The following is a 20,729-nucleotide window of genomic DNA, read 5'->3' as shown; positions in this document are numbered from 1 at the left end:
CCCGGACGGGCCGGCGGCCTTCGGCGGACTGGCCGACCTGCTGCCGGCCCACCGGGTCGGGCACCGCTTCGACGCCGCGTGCGACGGCCCGGGCATCACCGCATCACGTCGTCAGTGCGTGCGGCGACGGTCGGACCACCGCCGCCCGCGGAGCCGGATCGGCAGGCACCGTCGAAGCGACGGGTCAGCCGATTCCCGAGTTGCCGATCCCGGCGTTGCCGATGCCCTCGTTGGCGATACCCGCGTTGCCGATGCCGCAGTTGGCGATACCCGCGTTGCCGATGCCGCAGTTGGCGATACCCGCGTTGCCGATGCCGGTGTTGAAGATGCCGGAGTTCCCGATGCCCCAGTTGCCGATGCCGTCGGCACTGGCCGCCGCGGCCCCGCCGAGGCCGAGGGCCGCGGCGGCACCCAGGACGACGGTGAACCGGAGAAGACGTGCGCGCATTGCATACCTCCTGTGTGCGGTGCTTTTGCAATGCATGACTAGCATTCGGTTCATGGCGGGTCCGGGCATATGCGCCGGAGGCGGCCGTGTCGGCACCGGCTGGCGTACATGCCGGGGTACGTGCGGCCCCCGCACGCGGCCGCCGCCCGGGCGTGGGTCCTCAGCAGGTGATCGTGACCTCGTGGACGACCGGCCGGGCCGCCCAGGGGAACGAGGCCACGCCGAAGCTGCCGCGGACGGTCGAGCCGCAGGCCGCGGTGGTCACCGGGCCGCGTACTTCGAGCGTGGTGGAGGTGAAGACGACCTGCCTGTCCTGCGGGTCGGACGGGGTGCCGCCCACGACTCCGGCGGACAGCGTGGTGAACAGTTGCTTCGGCGCGGGTGCCGGGCTGCCGGAGGAGGGCGGGCCGGCGAGGCCGACCAGGCCGTAGAACGCGACGGTGTTGCCGGTGACGTCCGCGCACAGCCTGGTGGACAGCCCGGCCTGGAGACCCGAGTTCCCGCAGGAAGTGACGGTCTCCGTGACGGCTCCGGCAGTGGCAGTGACAGGGGCGGCGGCAGCGGCCGGGGCGGTCGCGAGGGCGGTCAGGCCGGCAACGCCGACCGCGAGGAGGGCTAAGCGGTTCATCGGGGTTCTCCTTGTCCGAATCCGAAGTGGAGGCCCAGGGGCCCTGGGACACCTCGTGGCATGTGATATTTCACATGCCACGAGAATACAAGATGATCAGCACCTGAACGCCGCACGACGTCAGTTCACCTGGACCGTGACGGTGCGGCCCGGAGCGACCGACGGGGTGGCGTACGTGTACGTCTCCCCGTCCACCACCTTCGTGCGGGCGGGCACCCGCACCCCGTTCACCGTGATCGAGGACCAGGTGCCCGGAAAGCGCGCCTCCCAGGTCCAGCGGTCGGTGCCCGACGTGTTCGTCAGCACCGACCGGCGGGCTCCGTCGTGACGGAGGGAGAAACCGGAGCGGCCCACGCGCAGGTCGTCGATCTTCAACCAGTCCATGCCGGACGGCAGCCGGGACAGAGTGGTGAGCCGGCGGGCGGGGGCGTCGGGCGTGACGCCGAGCAGGCCCTCGACGGTCTGGCCGAGCAGGCTGAAGGAGACCTCCGGGTAGTCGCCGTTGGCGCCCTGGGCGGAGTTGACGTGCTGGTCTTCCCTGTGGTCGTAGACGTGCCGCATCCACCTCCAGGCGGTGTCCGCACGGTTGTTGGTGAAGAACGTGTCCGGCAGGTAGGTGAGGGCCTCGATGTTGTCGGGGCGGCCCTCGCCGGAGGCCTGCTGGTCGATGTAGTCGAGGTACGCCTCCCTGCGCGGACCCGGTTCCATGATCTGCTTCAGCGGCATGAACCAGCTGTTCTCCTTGCCCCAGCCGGTCAGAGGGCGCCCGTCGGTGGTCCAGCCACGAATGGTGTCGGGACCGGAGCCGGAGCCGCTCCACACCGTGTTGAAGTACTCCTTCAGGTCGCGGGCCCGCATGTCGTACGTGGCGGCGAGCGCGGTCTCCCCCTTGGCGCGGGCGAGGGAGGCCATCGCCGTGTACGCGCGGTACTGGGCGCCGATGCCGTCGCCGGCCTCGGCCAGCGGTTCACCGCTCTGCTCGTTGTAGCTGGCGGTGCCCTGGAAGATGCCCCTGCCGGTGCCCTCGGCGACCTTGACGGTGCCGTTGCCCTTCAGTCCGTCGTGCAGGTCGACGAACTCCTCGGTGGCGTGCCGGTAGAAGTCCCACAGCACCGGGTCGGTGAGGTAGCCGCGGTCCCCGCTCCAGCGGTAGGCCTCCTCGGCCTTCTGGACCAGTTCGAAGGTGGCGGGGACCTCGCGGACGAAGAGGGACGGACTCCGGTAGTCGATGGAGAGGGGGCTGCGGTTGTCGAAGTTGAGCGCCCAGACCGGGTAGAACATGTGCTCGGCCGTGGCGGACGCGGCGAAGGCGCGGAGCACGGCCCGGTTCTCGGTGTGCAGGCCCAGGACGCCCGCTCCGGCCAGCTGGTGCGCCGTGTCACGGGAGTAGTAGCCGCTGCGGTTGGCGTACCCCGCCCAGTACGAGGGCCCGTAGGTGCCGGTTCCGCTGCCCGAGGTGTTGTTCTCGTCCACGTCGAGGGGCCCCGCGGTGCCCGCGAGGTGCACCCAGCTGTTGGCCTTCCGCTTCGCCCAGTCGAACATCTCGGCGACCTTCGGGTCCGACGAGCTGACCCGGGGGTCGGCCGGGGAGGCCGGGGACAGCATCAGGTCGTCGGCGTTGACCCACCCCTCGCCCGACTCGAAGGCGATCTCCAGCCGGTCGCCGGCGGTGAGGGCGACCCGGCTGAGGGTCCGGCGCCGGTAGGCGGATACGGCGGGCAGGTCCTGCGCGGCCCGTTCGGTGCCGTTGACGCGGGCGGTGAACCGGCCTCGGGCGCCGCCCGTCGCGATCCACGCGGAGATGTCGTACGTACCGCGCCCGGTCGCGGTGAGGGTCTGCGAGACCTTCTTCCCGGCTCCGGCGTCCAGATAGACCAGCCGCCTCCCGCCGTGCGGGTAGTTCGTGGCCACTCCGGTCCCAGCGGTGAACCGCCAGCCTGTCGCGCCCTGTTCGAAGCCCGGGTCGAGCACGGTGAGGGGGGCGGGCGCCGCACGGTCCGGGCGTTCGGCCCCGGCGTCCAGGGCGGCGGCGGGGGTTCCGCCGAGGGGGAGCGGGAGGAGCGGGGCGAGCAGGGCCAGTGCGGTGAGCAGGGTGGTGCGCGATCGCGTCATCGGGTTCTCCCGGGTGGCTGTTCCCCGTCCGCTGCGAGGAGGGCGCGCGGCACGCTAGCAAGCAGCATGAAGAACTGGCAATGAATCAGGCACAGTTGAATGCCGGACCGAACTGAAAGTTTTCATGGTTGTATTGCAAGTCGGTCAGTCGCGTGGTTGAGTTCCGGCCCGTCAGCTTCCCCACGAGTGGTCAACAGAGGTGGTCCCCATGAGATTTGGGCGTCGACGGGTGCTGGGCATGGGCGGGGCCCTCACTGCGGGCCTCGGGCTCGCGGGCGTGGCCGGTTGCTCCGGCAGCGGCGCGGACGCGGCCGCCGGCGGAGCAGCCGGGGAGAAGGACGAGGGCCGGATCACCGTATGGTCCTGGCACGGTCCGGCCGCCGAACTCAAGTCCCTCGTACCGGAGTTCAACAGGACCTATCCCGGCATCGAGGTCACCGTCGAGGACATCGGCAACCCCGCCATCTGGGACAAGATCACCACCGGTCTCGCCGCCGGTGGCCAGGGACTCGCGGACGTCCTGCACATCGGTGTCGACTACCTCCCCGGATACGTGGAGAAGTTCCCCGGCGGTCTCGCCGACCTGGCGCCGCTCGGGGCCACCGCCCACCGCGACGCCTTCGCCCCCGGCCTCTGGCAGACCGTCTCCCCCGACGGCAAGCGGGTCAACGCCCTGCCCTGGGAGGCGAACTCGGCCGGGTTCCACTACCGGGCCGACCTCTTCGAGCAGGCCGGCCTGGACGCCGAGGCCCTGCAGACCTGGGACGACACGGTCGAGGCGGGGAAGCAGCTCAAGGCCCGCACCGGAGCCTTCCTCCTCGGCATCGACAAGCCCGCCTCGCAGGCCGACGCCGCGAACTTCTTCCAGATGCTGCTCCAGCTCCAGGGCTCCTTCTACTTCGACCTCGAAGGGCGGATCACCCTCGACTCCCCCGAGGCCGTCAAAGCCCTCACCCTGATCAAGACGCTGAACGACGCCGGGCTGGTCAGCGACCTGGCCGGCGGCTGGAACGCCCTGATGGCCTCCCTGAAGCGGGGCACCACCGCGGTCTACCCGTGGCCCACCTGGTTCGGCGGGATCATCGAGGAGCAGGTTCCCGGCGAAGCCGGGAAGTGGAAGGTCCGCCTTCCCCCGGCCGTCCGGCGCGGTGGGTCCTCGGCCGCCACCGTGAACTCCACCCACCTCGCGGTGGCCGGCAGCAGCAGGCACCGGGCGGCCGCCTGGTCCTTCGTCGAGTTCGTCCTGACCCGGCCGGCCTCCCAGGTACGCATCTACCGCAGCAAGGGCATCGCCCCCGCGCTGATGGCCGCCTACGAGGACAGCGTCTTCCACGAGCCGTCCGCGTTCTTCAGCGGCCAGCGAAAGGGAGAGGTCTTCCTGGCCGCCCTCAAGGCACCGCAGCCCGCCCCCCGGTACACCGCCGACTACGCCCGCGCCCTGAAGCTGGTCACGGACGCCCAGTCCAAGGTTCTCCTCAAGGGCGCCGACCCGGCCCGCGTCCTGCGGGACGCTGCCGACCAGCTCGCACAGCAGACGGGCCGCAAGGTCGCCCGGTGACGCACACGACGCACACGGCGCCAGCGGCCGCCGCCGCACCCCGCACCGGTCGCCCCCGTACCGCACCGGGCCACCGGCGCCCGCGCCGCCGCCCTGCACCGTACCTCTTCGTGCTGCCCGCCCTTCTCCTGTTCGCGGTGTTCAGGCTCTACCCGATCGGCTCGTCCTTCCTCCTCAGCCTGCACCGGACCGTCGGCGGCACCGAGGCCTTCGTCGGCGGCGGCAACTACACCCGGCTGCTGCACGACCCGCTCTTCCGGACCGCCCTGGGGAACACGGCGGTGATCCTGGTCGTCCAGGTCCCCGTGATGCTGGCCCTCGCCACCGGACTCGCCGTCGCCCTGAACTCCCGACTGCTGCGCGGCCGGGGCGTCCTCCGGCTGGGGTTCTTCCTGCCCGTGGTCACCGGGCTCGTCGCCTACGGGATCGTGTTCTCCGTCCTGCTCAACAAGGACCACGGCCTGGTCAACTCGCTCCTCGCCCGCGTCGGGGCCGGCCCGGTGCCCTGGCTGACCGACCCGCTGTGGGCGAAGGTCTCCCTCGGCCTGGCCCTCACCTGGCACTACACCGGCTACAACGCGGTCATCCTGCTCGCCCGGCTGCAGAGCGTACCCGCCGAGCTGTACGACGCCGCCGCCGTCGACGGCGCCGGCCGCTGGTCGGCCTTCCGCCACGTCACGCTGCCCGGCCTGCGCCCGGCCCTGCTGCTCACCGCGGTCCTCTCCACCATCGGCACCCTCCAGCTCTTCGACGAGCCCTACGTCCTCACCGGCGGCGGCCCGGACAACGCCACCCTCACCCTCGGCGTGTACCTCTACCAGAACGCCTTCACGTTCTACGACTTCGGCTACGCCTCCGCCATCGCGTACGCCCTCACCGTCCTCATCGCGATCCTCGGGCTGGTCCAGTTCCGCGTCCTGGGAGAGAAGGAATGACCTCCGCCGCGCCGCCCGGCGCCCGCCGCCGCGCCCGGGGACTGCTGCTGACCTCGGGGCTCGCCATCACCCTGGCCGCCGTCCTCGTTCCGTTCCACTGGCTGGTCGTGGGCGCCACCCACAGCTCGCAGGAGATCTTCAGCAGCCCGCCGCCGCTGCTCCCCGGCGGCCACCTCGCGCAGAACCTGCGGTCCCTCCAGGACTCCGCGCAGTTCGGCCGGGTCCTGCTCAACTCCCTGCTGGTCTCCACCGTCTACACCGTCGGTGCCGGGGTCGTGTGCACGCTGGCCGGCTACGGGTTCGCCGTCTTCCGCTTCCGCGGCCGCAACGCCCTGTTCGGCCTGCTCATGCTCGGCCTGGTGGTGCCGACCCAGGTCACCCTGGTCCCGCTGTTCCGGATGATGGCCGACCTGGGCTGGCTGGGCACCTACCAGGCGGTGGTCCTGCCCAACCTGGCCCTCCCGTTCGGCATCTTCCTGATGCGCCAGTCCATGGCCGCCCTGCCGCCCGCCCTCCTCGACGCCGGCAGGATGGACGGCTGCGGCGAGCTGCGGCTCTTTGCCAGGGTGGCCCTGCCGACCATGCGGCCCTCGCTCGCCGCCCTGGCCGTCTTCCTCTTCCTCTACCAGTGGAACGACTTCGTCTGGCCGCTGATCGTGCTCCGCGACGGCTCCTCGTTCACCCTCCCCGTGGCCCTCGCCTCCCTCCAGGGTCTGGACGAGACCGACTACGGCGCGATCCTCGCCGGAACCTCCGTAGCGGCCCTGCCCATGGCCGCCGTATTCCTCGCGCTCCAGCGCCACTTCGTCTCCGGCCTGCTCGCCGGCGCCGTGAAGGACTGACCATGACGACCGAGACCGAGACCGACACCAACGCCCACACCGACCGCCGCACCGTCGCTGCCGCCACGGCCCCGGCCCCGCTCGACCCCGTGACCACGGCCGGGCTGCCACCCGTCCGGTACGCGCCGCTGCTCGACGGAGTGCAGGTCGCCGCCCTCGCCCTCCCCGCATGCGCCGAGGCCCCCTGGGCCCTGACCTCCCTCCCGGGCGGCCTGCGCCTGCTGGAGGTCGCGGCCGACGGAGCCCCCGCCGAGATCCGCTTCTGCGTCCCCCTCGGCGACGCCGCCGGCTACTGGCACCCGCAGGGCGGCTGGCGCCGCACCCTCGTCGCCGACTGGGAGGGCCGGGCGACGGTCTCGCTGGTCGACGGTCTCGCCGCGGGCTGCCTCTACGACCACGGCGGCGCCACCCTGCTGACCTTCGCCGCCGCCGACCCGGCACCCGAAACCACGCTCCGGTTCGGGGTCTCCGAGGAGGACGACACCCACGTCGTGCACCTCCGGCTGCCCGCCGACGCCACGCGCCGGCCCCACCGGGTCCTGCTCGTCCCGAGCGCCCCTTCCGTGGCCGCCGCCCTGCGCCCGCTGCGCGCCTGGTACGCCCGCGCGCTGCCCCCGATGCCGGCCCCCGAGGGCGCCCGCACCCCCGTGTACTCCACCTGGTACGCCTTCAACCAGGACGTCACCGCCGAGGAGGTCGAGGCCCAGGCCGCGCTCGCCGCCCCGCTGGGCTGCGGCACCCTGATCCTCGACGACGGCTGGCAGCAGTACGGCCACGGGCGCGGCTACGCCGGCCTCGGCGACTGGCGGCCCGACCCCGTCAAGTTCCCCGACTTCACGGCCCACGTCGCCGCCGTCCGCGGCCTGGGCCTGCGCTACCTGGCCTGGACCGCCCCCCTCCTGCTCGGCCCGGGCGCCGACTGCCACGCCGACTGGGCCCCGTACGCCCCCGCCCCGGCGACCGTGCCCGGCGCCCACGTCCTCGACCCGCGCCGGCCCGAGGTCCGACGCCGTGTCGTCGAGGTGTGCACCCGCCTCGTCCGCGACCACGGACTGGACGGCCTGAAGCTCGACTTCCTCGACCAGGCCATGGTCTACTCGGGCGACGGCGGAGACGACGTCGGCCGGGCCATGGCCGCCCTGCTCGCCGAGCTCCGGGCCGCCCTGGAGGACGTACGCCCCGAAGGGCTGCTGCTGGAGCTGCGGCAGCCCTACACCGGCCCCGGTACCGCCCCCTTCGGGAACCTGCTGCGCTCCTTCGACTGCCCGGCCGACGCCGCCGCGAACCGGGTCCGCACCCTGGACACCGCACTCCTCGCGGTCGGCGGCGCCGTCCACTCCGACATGCTGCTCTGGTCCCCGCAGGCGCCCGTGGAGGCGGTGGCGCGACAGCTGATCGGCGCCCTGCACGCCGTCCCGCAGCTGTCGGTGCGCCTGGACCGGATCCCCGAGGCGCACCGGGCGACCATCGGCTTCTGGCTGCGCCGTTGGCAGGAGAACCGCGACCTGCTGCTCGACGGCGAGGTGGAACCCGGCCGCCCCGACGAGCTGTACCCGCTGGTGCGGGCCACGGCCGGGGACCGCTGCCTGATCAGCGTGCACGGCGACCTCGTGGTCCCCCTCGATCCGGCAGCCCACCGCCGGGTGGAGCTGGTCAACGGGTCCGCCGGGGACCTGCTGACCCTCTCGGTGCGGGGCGGTCCGGCCGAGATCACCCGGGTGGTCCACGCCCCGGACGGCCGTATCATCGAGTCCGCGTCGGCCCGCTTCGCGGAGGGGCCGCACACCCTGGCCGTCCCCCGCGGCGGCCTGGCCTCGCTCACGATCACGGAAGGACGGCGATGAGGGTCGGCATCACCGACATCGCGGCCCGCGCGCAGGTCAGCGAGGCGACGGTCAGCCGGGTCATCAACCGCCGCCAGGGCGTGTCGCGCAAGACCCGGGACACGGTCGAACAGGCGATGGCCGAGCTGGGCTACGAGCGCACCACCCAGGGCCGGCTGGTGGCCGTGGTCACCGACCACGTGTCGAACCCCTTCTTCGCCGACGTCGCCGAGCGCATCGAGTCCGCCCTCGCCCCGCACGGCCTGAAGACGGTCCTCTGCCCGGCCTTCGCGGGCGGCGTGCAGGAGTACGACTTCGTCTCCTCCCTGGTGGACAAGGGCATCGCGGCAGTGGTCTTCCTCTCCGCCTCCAACACCGTCGAGGGCGCCGACACCGAGGCGTACGAGCTGCTGCGCCAGCGCCGGGTGCCGTACGTGGGCGTCAACGGCGAGTTTGCGGACGGGGTCGCGGTCCCGGTGTTCTCCACCGACGACCGGCTCGCCGCCGAACTCGCCGTCGACCACCTCTACCGGCTGGGCCACCGCAGGATCGGCATGGCCTCCGGGCCGGCGGGCAACCGTCCCGCCGACCGCCGCGTCCGGGGCTTCCTCGCGGCCATGGCACGGCGCGGGATCGAGGACGCCGAACGCTGGGTGATCCGCCAGTCGTACACCGTGGAGGGCGGGCAGGCCGCCGTCGCACCGCTGCTGGACCTCGGGGCCACCGCGGTCGTCGCCGCCAGCGACTGGATGGCGCTCGGCGCGATCCGCGGGATCCGCCGGCTCGGCCGGTCCGTCCCGCAGGACGTGTCGGTGGTCGGCTACGACGGCACGGGCGTCACGGAGTTCACCGACCCGCCGCTCACCACCGTCCGACAGCCCGCCGACCGGCTGGCGCTGGAGGTGGGCCGCAGTGTGCTGGCGCTGGTCGGCGGCCGGGACGTGCCCACCGGTGAGCTGCTGTTCGACCCCGAGCTCGTCGTCCGTGCCTCCACCGGCCCGGCCCCGGCCGGCGCCTGAGCGGCCACCGCGCCGCCGCCCCGCCGCGAACCCATCCGCCCGCGCACCCACACGACAGATCAGGCGAGGACGTGCACAGGACCGTCACCGAACTCGCGGACGGCCGCGAGCTCATCTACTACGACAGCGCCCCCGGCCGGGACCGCCGGGCCCCGGACCGGCGCCCGCTGGACCGCGTCGAGAGCGTTCCGGAACTGCGCCGGGACCCGGCGACCGGTGACTGGGTCGCGATCGCCGCGCACCGGCAGTCCCGCACCTACCATCCGCCGGCGGACGCCTGCCCGCTGTGCCCCTCGCGGGAGGGCCGGGAGAGCGAGGTCCCGGCCGCCGACTACGAGGTGGCCGTCTTCGAGAACCGTTTCCCCTCCCTCTCCGGTCCGACCGGCCGCTGCGAGGTGGTGTGCTTCACCCCGGACCACGACGCCGGTTTCGCCGACCTCACCCCCGAGCGGGCCCGGCTGGTGCTGGACGCCTGGACCGACCGGACCGCCGAACTGTCCGCCCGCCCCGGCGTGGTGCAGGTGTACTGCTTCGAGAACCGCGGCACCGAGATCGGTGTGACCCTGCCCCATCCGCACGGCCAGATCTACGCGTTCTCCGCCGTCGCGCCGCGGACCGCCAAACACCTCGCCGCCGCGGCCGCCCACCGCGCCGCGACCGGCCGGAACCTGTTCGAGGACCTGCTCGCCGAGGCCCGCGCGGCCACCGAGCGCGTGGTCCTCGCCGGGGAACACTGGACGGCCTTCGTGCCGTACGCCGCCCGCTGGCCGTACGAGGTTCACCTCTACCCGCACCGCCGGGTCCCCGACCTGACCCGCCTCACCGAGGCGGAGCGCGCCGAGTTCCCGGTCCTCTACCTCGACCTGCTGCGCCGCTTCGACCGCCTCTTCGGGCCGGCCCGGCCCACCCCGTACATCTCCGCCTGGCACCAGGCACCGGTCACCGGCGGCGGGGAACTCGCCCTGCACATGGAGCTGTTCACCGTCAGGCGGACCGCCGACAAGCTCAAGTACCTGGCCGGGACCGAGTCCGGCATGGAGGCGTTCATGAACGACGTGGCCCCCGAGACGGCCGCACGGCGCCTGCGGGAGGCGCGATGACCCCCGCCGCCTCCGCAGCCGCGCACGAGGGGTTCCGCCGGATCCACGGCGGCGACCCCGACGGGGTCTGGGCCGCGCCCGGCCGGGTCAACCTGATCGGCGAACACACCGACTACAACGACGGCTTCGCGCTGCCCATGGCGCTGCCGCAGGCCGCCGTACTCGCCGTCCGCCGCCGCACGGACGGCCTGCTGCGGCTGCACAGCGCCCAGGGCGACGGCCTGACCACCGAACTGCGGGTGGCGGACCTCGCGCCGGGCCGCACGGCCGGGTGGACCCGCTACCCGGCCGGCGTGGTGTGGGCGCTGCGCGAGCGCGGGCTGCCGGTCGGCGGCGCCGACCTGCACCTGGACAGCTCGGTCCCCACAGGCGCCGGACTGTCGTCCTCCGCGGCCCTGGAGTGTGCGGTGGCCGTCGCGTACGACGAGCTGTACGGGCTCGGCCTGTCCGGGCCGGAGCTGGCGCGGGTGGCCCAGTACGCCGAGAACGCCTACGCCGGGGTGCCCTGCGGGGTCATGGACCAGATGGCCTCGGTGTGCTGCACCGGCGGCCATGCGCTCCACCTCGACAGCCGCAGCCTGGAGGTGCGGCAGGTGCCCCTCGACCTCACCGGGCGCGGGCTGTGCCTGCTGGTCCTCGACACCCGGGTCCGGCACGACCTCGCCGACGGGGCCTACGCGGCCCTGCGGGCCGGGTGCGAGCGGGCCGCCGGGCTGTTGGGGCTGCCCGCCCTGCGGGACCTGCCCGGGGCGGAGCTGCCCGCGGCGCTGGTGCGGCTGCCCGCCGACCTCGTCCCGCTCGTGCGGCACGTGGTCACCGAGAACGCCCGGGTCGAGCGGGCCGTCGAGCGGCTGGCGGCGGGCGTGCCCGAGGCCCTGGGCCCGTTGCTGACCGAGGGGCACGCCTCACTGCGGGACGACTACCGGGTCTCGTGCGCGGAGACCGACCTGGCGGTGGAGGCCGCGGTCGCCGCGGGGGCGCTGGGGGCCCGGATGACCGGCGGCGGGTTCGGCGGCTCGGTGATCGCCCTGGTCCCGGCCGGGGAGGCAGCGGCCGTGGGCCGGGCCGTGACGGACGCCTTCGCGGCGGCCGGGTTCGGTGCGCCGGCCGTGCTGGAGGCCGTACCGTCGGCCGGTGCGCGCCGCATCGCCTGACGGACGGCCGCGGGCCCCGGAACGGCTGGGCCCGTCGTGCTCAGCCGTTCCGGGTGCGGTGCCGCCCGTGTTGCTTTCGGTAGGCGTCCAGGACGTCCTGGCGGGCGAGGAAGCCGAAGCCCGCCGACTCCAGGCGCAGGCCCAGTCGGGCCTCGTCGATGCCGAGGGCGGCTGCGGTGTCCGCCAGGTGCCAGCCGTGGTCGGCGAGCCTGCTGAGCAGGTGACCGCGGCGGACCTGGTTCTCCGACAGGCGGAACGTCTTGAGGTAGGCGATGTGGTTCTCCTGCTCGGGGCGGAACGGCGGCAGGAAGCGGGAGAGGGTGAAGCGTCCCATCCGGTGGACCGGTTGCCAGGTGTACGCGTGCTCCAGCAGGCCGGCGGCCATGGTCGTGTTCACCGGCCGGGTCTGCGGTACGACTGCTGCCCGCCGCCCCCTCGGTCCGCCGGTCAGTATCCGTACCCGGGCTGCGTCTCCCGGGGTGCGGGGGCGGCCGTGGAGGTGGCGACGCGCGGAAGGGCGTACGGGTGCTTCTCGGACAGCCAGGCGACCAGCTGTTCGCGCACCGTGCAGCGGGCCTTCCACAGGTCGTCGGGGTCCTTGGCGGTGACGATCGCCCTCACCACGATGGTGCTGGGTGTGGTGTCGGTGACGGCGAGGTCCCAGCCGCGGCCGTCCCACGCCTCGCAGCCGTCCAGGATCTCCCGCAGCTTCTCGCGCATCAGCGCCACGGGGGCGGTGTGGTCGCAGTGGAGGAAGACCGTGCCGGTCATCTGGATCCCGCCGCGCGACCAGTTCTCGAAGGGGCGACCGGTGAAGTAGGAGACGGGCATCGTGATCCGGCGCTCGTCCCAGGTGCGCACGGCCAGGTAGGTGAGCGTCACGTCCTCCACCACGCCCCACTCCCCCGCGACGACGACCGTGTCACCGATGCGCACCATGTCGCCGAAGGCGATCTGGAAGCCGGCGAAGAGGTTGCCGAGGGTGGACTGGGCCGCCACGCCGGCCACGATGCCGATGATGCCGGCCGAGGCCAGCAGCGAGGTGCCGACGGCGCGGAAGGCGGGGAAGGCGAGCAGCATCGCGGCCGCTGCGACCACGGCGACGACGGCGGTGACGATCCTCATGATGAGCGTCACCTGGGTACGGACCCGGCGCACCCTGGAGGGGTCGCGCGTGCCCAGGGCGTAGCGGGCGTACGAGGACTCGACCACGGCGGAGGTGACCCGGACGACGAACCATGCGCCCGCCCCGATCAGGACGAGCGTCAGGACCCGGCCCACGGCTTCCTCGTGCGCCTGGAGCGGCTGCCACGCGATCTGCCGGTACGCCCCGCGCAGGATCGCCGTGAGCAGCAGGACCCGCACGGACGGGCCGCAGCGGCGCAGCATGTTCCACAGGGGCGTCTCGGGGTGGCGGGCGTCCGCGCGGCGCAGCAGCAGGTCGATGAGCCAGCCCACCGTGAGGGTGAGCAGGATCGATCCGCCCGTGACGGTCAGCAGTCCGAGGAGGCTGTTCATGTCGGGTCAGCCGTTCAGCAGCTCTTCGCGCAGGGCGCCCAGCGTGCGGGAGAGGAGGCGGGAGACGTGCATCTGGGAGAGGCCGATCTCCGCGCCGATCTCGGCCTGGGTCATCTCCCGGCCGAAGCGCAGTTCCAGGACGCGCGTCGAGCGTTCGTCCAGCTCGGCGAGGAGGGGCGCGAGGGCGTGCCGGTCCTCGACCGCCTCCAGGGCGGGGTCGACCTCGCCCAGGGTCTCGGCGAAGGTGCGCGCGGCCCGGCCGGCCCCGGGCGCCTGCGCGTCGGCCGCGGTGCACTCCTGGGGCGCGTCGAGGGACTGGGTGGAGTAGCCGTTGGCCGCGACCAGGCCCTCGCGGACCTCGTCCTCGGTCAGGCCCAGGTGTGCCGCGAGTTCCGCGGGGGTGGGCTCGTGGTCGAGTACGGCGGTGAGCTGCTCGGTGGCCTTCGCCAGCTGCGAGCGCCTCTCCTGTAGGCGGCGCGGGACCCGCACGGCCCAGGTGGCGTCCCGGAAGTGGCGCTTGATCTCGCCCGTGATGTACGGGAGGGCGAGCGTGGTGAACTGCGTCCGGCGCGCGGGGTCGTAGCGGTCTATGGCCTTGATCAGGCCGATGGTGCCGACCTGGATGATGTCCTCGTCCTCGGGGCCGCCGGGGCGGTTGCGGAAGGGGCGGGCCGCGAACCTCACCAGCGAGAGGTTCATCTCGATCAGCGTGTTGCGCACGTACTGGTACTCCCGGGTCCCCTCCTCGAGGCCCCGCAGCCGCTCGAAGTACACGCCGGTCAGCTGCCGGGCCTCGGACGTGGAGAGTTCCCTCGGGTGGGACACCTCGGGGAGCCCTTCGGGCGCGGGGGTGGGGGTGGGGGCGGGGGTGATGGTGGTCGTCGTCGGTGTCGTCGTCAGGGCCGTTGCATCGAGCGTGGCCGTGAAGGTCATCGTCTTCGCTCCTTGGGCACGAGTGCTTGCGGGCGTTGCGGCGGATGCTCGGTCATGCGGAAGTCCGCTTCCGCTCACCTGAACCCTGCCCGGGGCCATGGACACACGTCAAGTGATACCGGAAAATCAATTCTGGAGTTGCTTTTCGCGAGCAGGGACTCAAGAATGTCGACGTGGAGAACGAGCACACGGAATCCCGCCGGAGCCGCTGGACCTTCCTGACGAACCACGCCCGGGTTCTGATCGCCATCGCGCGCGACCCCGGGATCCGGCTGCGCGACATCGCGGCGACCTGCGACCTGACCGAGCGCACCGTGCAGGCGATCGTCACCGACCTGGAGGCCGACGGGTACCTCACGCGGACCCGGGACGGTCGGCGCAACCGCTACGTCATCGCCCCCGGCGCACGGTTCCGCCACCCCGCGGAGGCCGACCACGAGATCGCGGGCCTGCTGGCCTATCTCGCCGCCCCGCTGACCTCACCGGCGGCGACCTCGGCGGCGACCTCCGGCGGGGAGCCGACCGAAAGCCCCGCATGACGGGGCGGAACACCATAGGCCCCACGTCCCCACCCCCGCGCGGCCGCACCTTATGGCTGGCGGCTCTCGCCACCGCCGCCCTGTCCCTCGCCCTCGGCTGGGGCCTGGCCGGCACGGCCGCCCCGCAGCCCGTCGGCCAGCACGCCCCGGCGCGGCCAACGCCGCACTCGACGGCCACGGCAACCTGGTGATCACCGCCCGCCGCGAGAACCCCGGCAACCACCAGTGCTGGTACGGCCGGTGCGAGTACACCTCGGCCCGGCTCAACACCGCCGGCCGCTTCACCCAGCAGTACGGGCACGTCGAGGCGCGGATGAAGGTGCCGCGCGGGCAGGGCATGTGGCCGGCGTTCTGGATGCTCGGCCATGACATCGGCCAGGTCGGCCGGCCGAGCAGCGGTGAGATCGACGTCATGGAGAACGTCGGCCACGAGCCCTCCGCCGTGCACGGCACCCTCCACGGGCCCGGCTACTCGGGCGCGGGAGGGATCGGAGCCGCGTACACCCTGTCCGGCGGGCGGGCGTTCGCCGACGACTTCCACACCTTCGCCGTGGACTGGTCGCCCGGATCGCTCACCTGGTCGGTCGACGGCCAGGTCTACCAGCGCCGCACGCCCGGGGACCTCGGCGGCCGCCCGGGGGCGTTCGACAAGCCGTTCTTCCTCCTCAACCTGGCGGTGGGCGGCGACTGGCCGGGCGACCCGGACGGCTCGACACAGTTCCCGAACCAGCTCGTCGTCGACCACGTCCGCGTCACCACCTCGGACGGCGGCGGAGGCGGCCGCACCGGAACCCTCGTCGGCCTGGCCGGCAAGTGTCTGGACGTGGCCGGCTCGCAGACCGCGAACGGCACCCAGGTCCAGCTGTACACCTGCAACGGCACCGACGCCCAGCGCTGGACCCTGCCGGGCGACGGCACGGTGCGGGCCCTCGGCAAGTGCCTGGACGTCAACGCGGCGTCTCCGGAGCCCGGCGCAAAGGTCCAGCTGTGGGACTGCAACGGCGCCGGGGCGCAGCGCTTCGACCACAACGGCACCACCCGGGACCTGGTGAACGTCCCGGCCGACAAGTGCGTGGACGTCCGCGGCCACGACCCGGCCGACGCGACGCCGGTGCAGACCTGGTGGTGCAGCGGCAACCCGAACCAGAAGTGGACCTTCACCGGCTGACACCACGGACCGGCCGCTCCGCCCGGGGACCGCCGCTGCCTCCTGTACGGGGCGCGTGCCCGGGCGGCATCTTCGTGCACGCGAGGGCATCGATGCCGTCGCCGCGCCTTCGCGCGCCGCGACGGGCCGGGGCGCGGCCGGCCGGTCGGCCGCCGGGAGGCGAAAAGCCCCGCCTGTCGGCATTCTCCGACAACTCCCCTTGGAATGCGGCTGGTTGTCTTGCGGTACGTGGCTTCCCGAGGTCGGTGTCGGACCCTAGACTCGTCCCCCGACCGGGGCGTGCGCCAGGCGTGCCCGCCCGTACCGTAGCCGATGCCCGCCGGAAGGCCCGCCCTCGCCATGCATCTCGAATGGCTGCCCTGCACGAGCGGGCCGTGCGTCCGGCGGACGTGCGTCCTGGCTCGGGGCTCAGCAGTGCTCCGACAACGTTGTCGGTGTGCCGGTCCGCGCCCCGTAGGAGAGCCTCGGCTCCGTCGGCGGCGACCGTCGTCCAGTTGAGGCGTCCGGCCTCCGGGGCTCCGGCCCGCCCGATCCGCCACCCTCACCCCACCCTTGGAGGGACACCGATGAGAGCTGCCCCGTTCTCCCCTGCCCGCGTCAGAGCGGCGGGACGCACCCTGCCCGCCCTGCTGGCGGCCCTTGCGTCGGCGTCCCTCCTCGCCGGTGCCGCGGCGGCGGGCGCCCAGGCCGCGCCGGCGTCTGCGCCCGCGGGCCCCGCACCCGCACCCGCACCCGCACCCACGACCGTGTCGAAGGCCGGGTCCGCCGCGGCGTCCACCGCCCCACTGACCGGCGCCCAGCTCGCAGCATCGTGGACGGGCCCGCTCAGCACCCGCGGCCGGTACGTCGTCGACGCCTCCGGCAACCGCTTCAAGCTGAAGTCGGGCAACTGGGCCGGAGCCCAGGGGACCTGGGAAGGCAGCGGGGACGTCAACGACCCCGCGAACCACCAGGCCGACCAGATGTCGCACAACATCCCCCTCGGCCTCGACCGGGCTCCGATGGCGAAGATCCTCGCCGGTTTCCACCGCCTCGGGCTCAACAGCATCCGGCTGCCCTACGCCGACGCGCTGGTCCACGACACAGCTCCGGTACCGGACGCCGCCGTGGCCGCCAACCCCCAGTTGAAGGGCAGGACCCCGCTCCAGGTGTTCGACGCGGTCGTGGAGGCCCTGACCGCCGACGGGTTCGCCGTCATCCTCAACAACCACACCACCAGCTACCGGTTCTGCTGTGGCCTGGACGGCAACGAGCGCTGGAACAGCGGCCAGTCGACGCGGCAGTGGGAGGACAACTGGCTGTTCCTCGTGAACCGCTACAAGGCCAACAAGCGCGTGGTGGGCGCGGACCTGCGCAACGAGATCCGCCGCGACACGTGGAACGACCCCAACTGGGGCTGGGGCAACGAACACGACGCCTACAACGCCTTCGAGAACGCCGGGAACCGCATCCTCCAGACCGCCCCCGACATGCTCGTCGTCATGGAGGGCATCAACTGGTACGGCATCCCCGCGGCCCTCTTCAGCCACGGCCGCCCGCTGCTCACCCCGGTCGCCACCCTGTCCAACACCCTCATCCGATCGGACAAGCTCGTCTACGCCGCCCACTTCTACGGCTACACCGGTCCCGCCAACACGGGGGCAGGCAGCGGATGGGGCGCCACCGACGACCCGCGGTACCAGGACTTCACCCCCGAGCGGCTCGCCCAGGTCATCGACGAGCAGGCGCTGTTCGTCACGCGGGCCGGGCAGCACTTCACCGCGCCCGTGTGGATCAGCGAGTTCGGTGCCGGCGGCCGCGGCTCCACCAACGCGCAGGAGAAGGCCTGGTTCGCGGCGTTCACCGACATCCTGGTCCGCAACGACACGGACTTCGCCCTGTGGCCGCTGGTCGGCTGGACCGGTCCCGACGGCGCGCCGCAGGACGACTGGGCCGCCCTCTCCTACGACCGGGCCGGCAACGAGCTCGGCCTCGACGGCCCCGGCGACTGGCGCGCCGCCGACTGGAACAAGCTCGTGAACGCCCCCTCCCGCTCCGGTCCCGTCGCCGAGACCACCCGCTGGAACATGCTCGACCTCGACTTCGCCGACCAGAACGTCTCCGCGCGGATGCTCGCGCAGGGCGACTGGAGCCCGGGGAACCGCAAGGGCAACTGCCCCGACGGGCAGCGCCTGGTCGGCCTCGGCCGCAGTGACAGCCGCGGCCTGTGCACCGACGCCGGCCAGCCCGCCGCCGGGGCCGGACCCTGGGTGAACGTCACCGACGAGCGCTACGTCATCCGCGGCGACTGGGCGAGCGGCTACAACAAGCTCGAATGCCCGAAGGACTCCTACGCGGTCGGCTACAGCGTCAACCGCAACGCCATGTCGGCCCTGCTGTGCGCACCCGCCGCCGCGCCGCTGCCCGGCACCGGCCGCGTCGTCTGGTTCGACCAGGGTGACAACCGGCCCGCCACCGGAGGGTCCGCCGCCAGCGACTGGGCGCCCGGCTACCACAAGGGCCAGTGCGCCGACGGCGAGTACCTCGCCGGCGTCGCCTACACCTGGAAGTGGATGCACGGCGGCGTCCCGGACGCTCTGCTCTGCCGCCCGCTGGCCTGATCCCCTCCCCCGGACGGACCGACCCCGCCCGGTCCGTCCGGGCTCCTGACCCCGGCCTCGTCCCGTCGTGCGCAGTGCCCCGTACGCTGCCGCGGGTGACGGCCGGACCAGGGTGCGTCGAACACGTCGATGCGGGGAAACGACCCACCACGGTCGATCACGCCGAGCACGGCAGCAGCACGTCGGCGGAGCACGAGGACTGGACCGGCCGCTCCTACGAGACCAGCGACGTCGACGCCTTCTACGACGCCGTCTGGGGCGGTGAGGACATCCACGTCGGCATGTGCGCCCACCCTCAGGAGGCGATCGCGGACGCCTCGCACCGCACGGTGCAGCGCGCCGGGGACGGGGTCGCCGACCTGCTCGGTCCGGACACGACGGTCCTCGACCTCGGCTCGGGATACGGCGGCTCGGCCCGCGCGCTCGCCGGGCGGGGCGCTGGTCTTCTCGGACGTCATGGCGGCCGAGACCACGGCGACGCAGGACGTGCGCCCGGCGCTGTCACGTCCGGGGGTGCGGAGGCTGGCGACGCCGTCGTTCTCCCTGGAGCACCTGTCCGGGCTCGGCCTCCCGGCCGACTTCGACGATCACACGGAGGGAGATCGCCCCCCACTACGCGCGCCTCGAGGGGGAGGTGCGCCGCCGGGCCCCCGAGCTGCAGGGCGTCATCAGCCGGCCCTCCCTGGACGGCCTGCTCGCGAACCTGCCCCTGTGGTCGGACATCACGCGGCGCCGGCTGCTGCGCTGGGGGCCCTTCCAGGCCCGCCGGACCGCGGTCGGCTCCGGTTCCTGACCCTGCGCCGGGCGGGTGTCGTTGCCCCTTTCGCGGTGGCACCCGCCTGTCGTCGCGTCTTTCGGGCGTCGCAGGTCGGCACAGTGGGGGCATGAACGCAGACAGCGGCAACCTCCTGGCCCGGGGCCGTGTGGCGACCAGGCTGCCCGCCCGGGACCTCGAACGGGCGCGGCGCTTCTACGCCGAGCAGCTCGGTCTGGAGCCCGTCGACGAACGGCCCGGCGGGCTGCTGTACCGGTGCGGTGGCACGGAGTTCGCGGTGTTCGCCTCGACGGGGGCGTCGTCCGGCACGTTCACCCAGATGGGGTGGCAGGTCGACGACGTCGAGGCGGTCGTGGCCGAGCTCCGGCAGCGCGGGGTGGTCTTCGAGGACGTCGACGTGCCCGGGTTCCGCACGAGGAACGGGATCGCCGAGATCGACGGGAACTACCCGAGCAAGGGGGCCCGGGGCGAACGCGCCGCCTGGTTCCGTGACAGCGAGGGCAACCTGTTGGGCATCGGCGAGCCGGTCGTCTGAACCGGCACGGGGGGACGGCGGACGGCTCATCCGGTCGCCGTGTGCAGCCGCAGCAGGAGCCGGTGCAGGGTGTTCCGCTCGTCGGCGTCGAGCGGGGCGAGCAGTGCGTCCTGCACGGCCGCCACCTCGGCTTCGAGCTCGGCGAGGGCCGTGCGGCCGGCGGTGGTGAGGGTGGCCGTGATCCGGCGGCGGTCGGCGGAGTCGCGCTCGCGGTCGACCCAGCCGGCGCGGGTCAGCTCGTCCAGGACCTTGGCCATGTCACTGGGGTGGACGGCGAGCCGGGTCGCGAGGTCGCGCTGGGGTTGCGGGCCGTCGGCGGCGAGGGAGGACAGCACGGCCATGTGCCACATCCGCAGACCCCGGGCGGCGAGCCGGTCACCGACCCGCGCGCGGGCGGTCCTGCCGACCTTGGAGAGCAGGTACGGGGTGAACGCGGCGAGGCCGGAGGTCGTAGGCGCCGGGGGCGCCGGGGAGTCGTGCATGGAGATGATTGTAGGCTGTGACCAAACATAGGTGCACACCTACTGATTTGGAGGGGATCCCCATGGACGCCCTGCACCCGCGGCTGCTCGTGGACCGTTTCGACGCGGCCTTCGAGTTCTACGACGCCACCCTGCCCGCCCTCCTCGGCGCCAGCCGGACCCGCGGCGGCGAACAGGGCCCGTACGCGGGGTGGGACGTCGACGGCCAGGGGGTCCTCGCACTCTTCGACCGAGCCGCCATGCCCGCCGGCCTGCCGCTCGCCCCGACCGGCGGCGACCCGTCCATGCTGGTCAGCCGGGTCACCGACGTGGACGCGGGCTACGCGCTCTGCCTGGCGCACGGCGCCGAACCGGTGGCCGAGCCGCAGGACCGCCCCGCATGGGGGCCGGGCCTGCGCACGGCCCATGTCCGTGCCCCGGGGGGCACCCTGTGGGAGCTCCAGTCGTACCCGGGCTGAGGGAGGGTGCCGGCCCCGCACGGCACGGACGGGGCCGGCGCCCGACGTAGGCCGAGTTCCGCGCGCCGACGGACAGGGAGCCCGAAGACGCGCGCGGTGAAC

Annotated in this window: 19 protein-coding genes and 1 pseudogene; 13 read left to right on the top strand and 7 right to left on the bottom strand. The window is 73.2% G+C overall.

Annotation, left to right across the window (positions count from 1 at the left end):
• Window positions 1–184 precede the first annotated feature (184 nt).
• The 3 genes from ACSHWO_RS33065 to ACSHWO_RS33055 form a co-directional block, all read right to left on the bottom strand.
• Window positions 185–448, bottom strand: a complete 264-nt coding sequence (locus ACSHWO_RS33065; protein ID WP_361099293.1) for a hypothetical protein — start codon at window positions 446–448, stop codon at window positions 185–187.
• A 160-nt stretch (window positions 449–608) separates the two neighbouring features.
• Window positions 609–1,076, bottom strand: a complete 468-nt coding sequence (locus ACSHWO_RS33060) for a hypothetical protein (protein ID WP_438318026.1) — start codon at window positions 1,074–1,076, stop codon at window positions 609–611.
• Window positions 1,077–1,196: 120 nt separating this feature from the next.
• Window positions 1,197–3,188, bottom strand: a complete 1,992-nt coding sequence (locus ACSHWO_RS33055) for a hypothetical protein (protein ID WP_438318023.1) — start codon at window positions 3,186–3,188, stop codon at window positions 1,197–1,199.
• A gap of 208 nt (window positions 3,189–3,396) precedes the next feature.
• Between ACSHWO_RS33055 and ACSHWO_RS33050 the strand changes: the two genes are divergently transcribed.
• The 7 genes from ACSHWO_RS33050 (at window position 3,397) to galK (ending at window position 11,619) form a co-directional block, all read left to right on the top strand.
• On the top strand, window positions 3,397–4,746 hold the full coding sequence (locus ACSHWO_RS33050; protein WP_385848219.1) for an ABC transporter substrate-binding protein: 1,350 nt from the start codon (window positions 3,397–3,399) through the stop codon (window positions 4,744–4,746).
• Window positions 4,743–5,681, top strand: a complete 939-nt coding sequence (locus ACSHWO_RS33045) for a carbohydrate ABC transporter permease (RefSeq protein WP_438318020.1) — start codon at window positions 4,743–4,745, stop codon at window positions 5,679–5,681. Before ACSHWO_RS33050 ends, ACSHWO_RS33045 begins: the two co-directional genes overlap by 4 nt.
• Window positions 5,678–6,523: a carbohydrate ABC transporter permease gene (locus tag ACSHWO_RS33040; protein WP_438318017.1), complete on the top strand. Its 846-nt coding sequence runs from the start codon at window positions 5,678–5,680 to the stop codon at window positions 6,521–6,523. Before ACSHWO_RS33045 ends, ACSHWO_RS33040 begins: the two co-directional genes overlap by 4 nt.
• 2 nt (window positions 6,524–6,525) lie before the next feature.
• Entirely contained in the window at window positions 6,526–8,367 is a 1,842-nt protein-coding gene (locus ACSHWO_RS33035; protein ID WP_438318014.1) for an alpha-galactosidase, read from the top strand.
• Window positions 8,364–9,365 carry a LacI family DNA-binding transcriptional regulator gene (locus ACSHWO_RS33030; RefSeq protein ID WP_361099272.1) on the top strand — a complete coding sequence of 334 codons (1,002 nt, stop codon included), beginning with the start codon at window positions 8,364–8,366 and terminating at the stop codon, window positions 9,363–9,365. The genes ACSHWO_RS33035 and ACSHWO_RS33030 overlap by 4 nt, the downstream gene beginning before the upstream one ends.
• A 71-nt stretch (window positions 9,366–9,436) precedes the next feature.
• Complete coding sequence (galT, locus tag ACSHWO_RS33025) at window positions 9,437–10,465, top strand: galactose-1-phosphate uridylyltransferase (RefSeq protein WP_438318010.1); 1,029 nt, start codon at window positions 9,437–9,439, stop codon at window positions 10,463–10,465.
• On the top strand, window positions 10,462–11,619 hold the full coding sequence (gene galK / locus ACSHWO_RS33020; RefSeq protein ID WP_438318007.1) for a galactokinase: 1,158 nt from the start codon (window positions 10,462–10,464) through the stop codon (window positions 11,617–11,619). Before galT ends, galK begins: the two co-directional genes overlap by 4 nt.
• 40 nt (window positions 11,620–11,659) lie before the next feature.
• On the opposite strand, the gene ACSHWO_RS33015 is transcribed toward galK, so the two are convergent.
• From ACSHWO_RS33015 to ACSHWO_RS33005, 3 genes are read right to left on the bottom strand one after another with little or no spacing between them, the layout of a single operon-like run.
• Window positions 11,660–12,016 (bottom strand): hypothetical protein, encoded by a 357-nt coding sequence (locus ACSHWO_RS33015; RefSeq protein WP_438318004.1) that lies wholly within the window; start codon window positions 12,014–12,016, stop codon window positions 11,660–11,662.
• Window positions 12,017–12,066: 50 nt separating this feature from the next.
• Entirely contained in the window at window positions 12,067–13,137 is a 1,071-nt protein-coding gene (locus ACSHWO_RS33010) for a mechanosensitive ion channel family protein (protein WP_438318001.1), read from the bottom strand.
• 6 nt (window positions 13,138–13,143) lie between these two features.
• Entirely contained in the window at window positions 13,144–14,070 is a 927-nt protein-coding gene (locus tag ACSHWO_RS33005; protein WP_438317998.1) for a SigB/SigF/SigG family RNA polymerase sigma factor, read from the bottom strand.
• A gap of 173 nt (window positions 14,071–14,243) precedes the next feature.
• On the opposite strand from ACSHWO_RS33005, the gene ACSHWO_RS33000 reads away from it, so the two are divergent.
• The 5 genes and pseudogenes from ACSHWO_RS33000 (at window position 14,244) to ACSHWO_RS32980 (ending at window position 19,687) form a co-directional block, all read left to right on the top strand.
• Window positions 14,244–14,609, top strand: coding sequence for a helix-turn-helix transcriptional regulator (locus ACSHWO_RS33000; protein WP_438317995.1), 366 nt, complete (start codon window positions 14,244–14,246; stop codon window positions 14,607–14,609).
• 148 nt (window positions 14,610–14,757) lie between these two features.
• Window positions 14,758–15,777, top strand: a pseudogene (locus tag ACSHWO_RS32995) (ricin-type beta-trefoil lectin domain protein); the annotation flags it as partial.
• Window positions 15,778–16,343: 566 nt separating this feature from the next.
• Complete coding sequence (locus ACSHWO_RS32990) at window positions 16,344–18,377, top strand: glycoside hydrolase family 5 protein (RefSeq protein ID WP_438317992.1); 2,034 nt, start codon at window positions 16,344–16,346, stop codon at window positions 18,375–18,377.
• 634 nt (window positions 18,378–19,011) lie between these two features.
• The gene (locus tag ACSHWO_RS32985; RefSeq protein ID WP_438317989.1) at window positions 19,012–19,170 is read left to right on the top strand and encodes a hypothetical protein; all 159 of its coding nucleotides are present in this window, start codon (window positions 19,012–19,014) and stop codon (window positions 19,168–19,170) included.
• A 91-nt stretch (window positions 19,171–19,261) separates the two neighbouring features.
• Complete coding sequence (locus ACSHWO_RS32980) at window positions 19,262–19,687, top strand: VOC family protein (RefSeq protein ID WP_385848186.1); 426 nt, start codon at window positions 19,262–19,264, stop codon at window positions 19,685–19,687.
• 26 nt (window positions 19,688–19,713) lie between these two features.
• Here the strand turns inward: ACSHWO_RS32980 and ACSHWO_RS32975 are convergent, their stop codons facing one another.
• Entirely contained in the window at window positions 19,714–20,169 is a 456-nt protein-coding gene (locus ACSHWO_RS32975) for a MarR family winged helix-turn-helix transcriptional regulator (protein ID WP_438317986.1), read from the bottom strand.
• A 62-nt stretch (window positions 20,170–20,231) separates the two neighbouring features.
• Here ACSHWO_RS32975 and ACSHWO_RS32970 point away from each other — a divergent pair, with 62 nt between their 5' ends.
• Entirely contained in the window at window positions 20,232–20,627 is a 396-nt protein-coding gene (locus tag ACSHWO_RS32970; protein ID WP_385848180.1) for a VOC family protein, read from the top strand.
• Window positions 20,628–20,729: the final 102 nt, after the last annotated feature.

Source organism: Streptomyces pallidus (ex Mingjun et al. 2026), assembly GCF_051550185.1.
In the GTDB taxonomy this organism is placed as follows: Bacteria; Actinomycetota; Actinomycetes; order Streptomycetales; family Streptomycetaceae; genus Streptomyces.
This window is presented reverse-complemented; position numbering and strand designations above follow the sequence as displayed.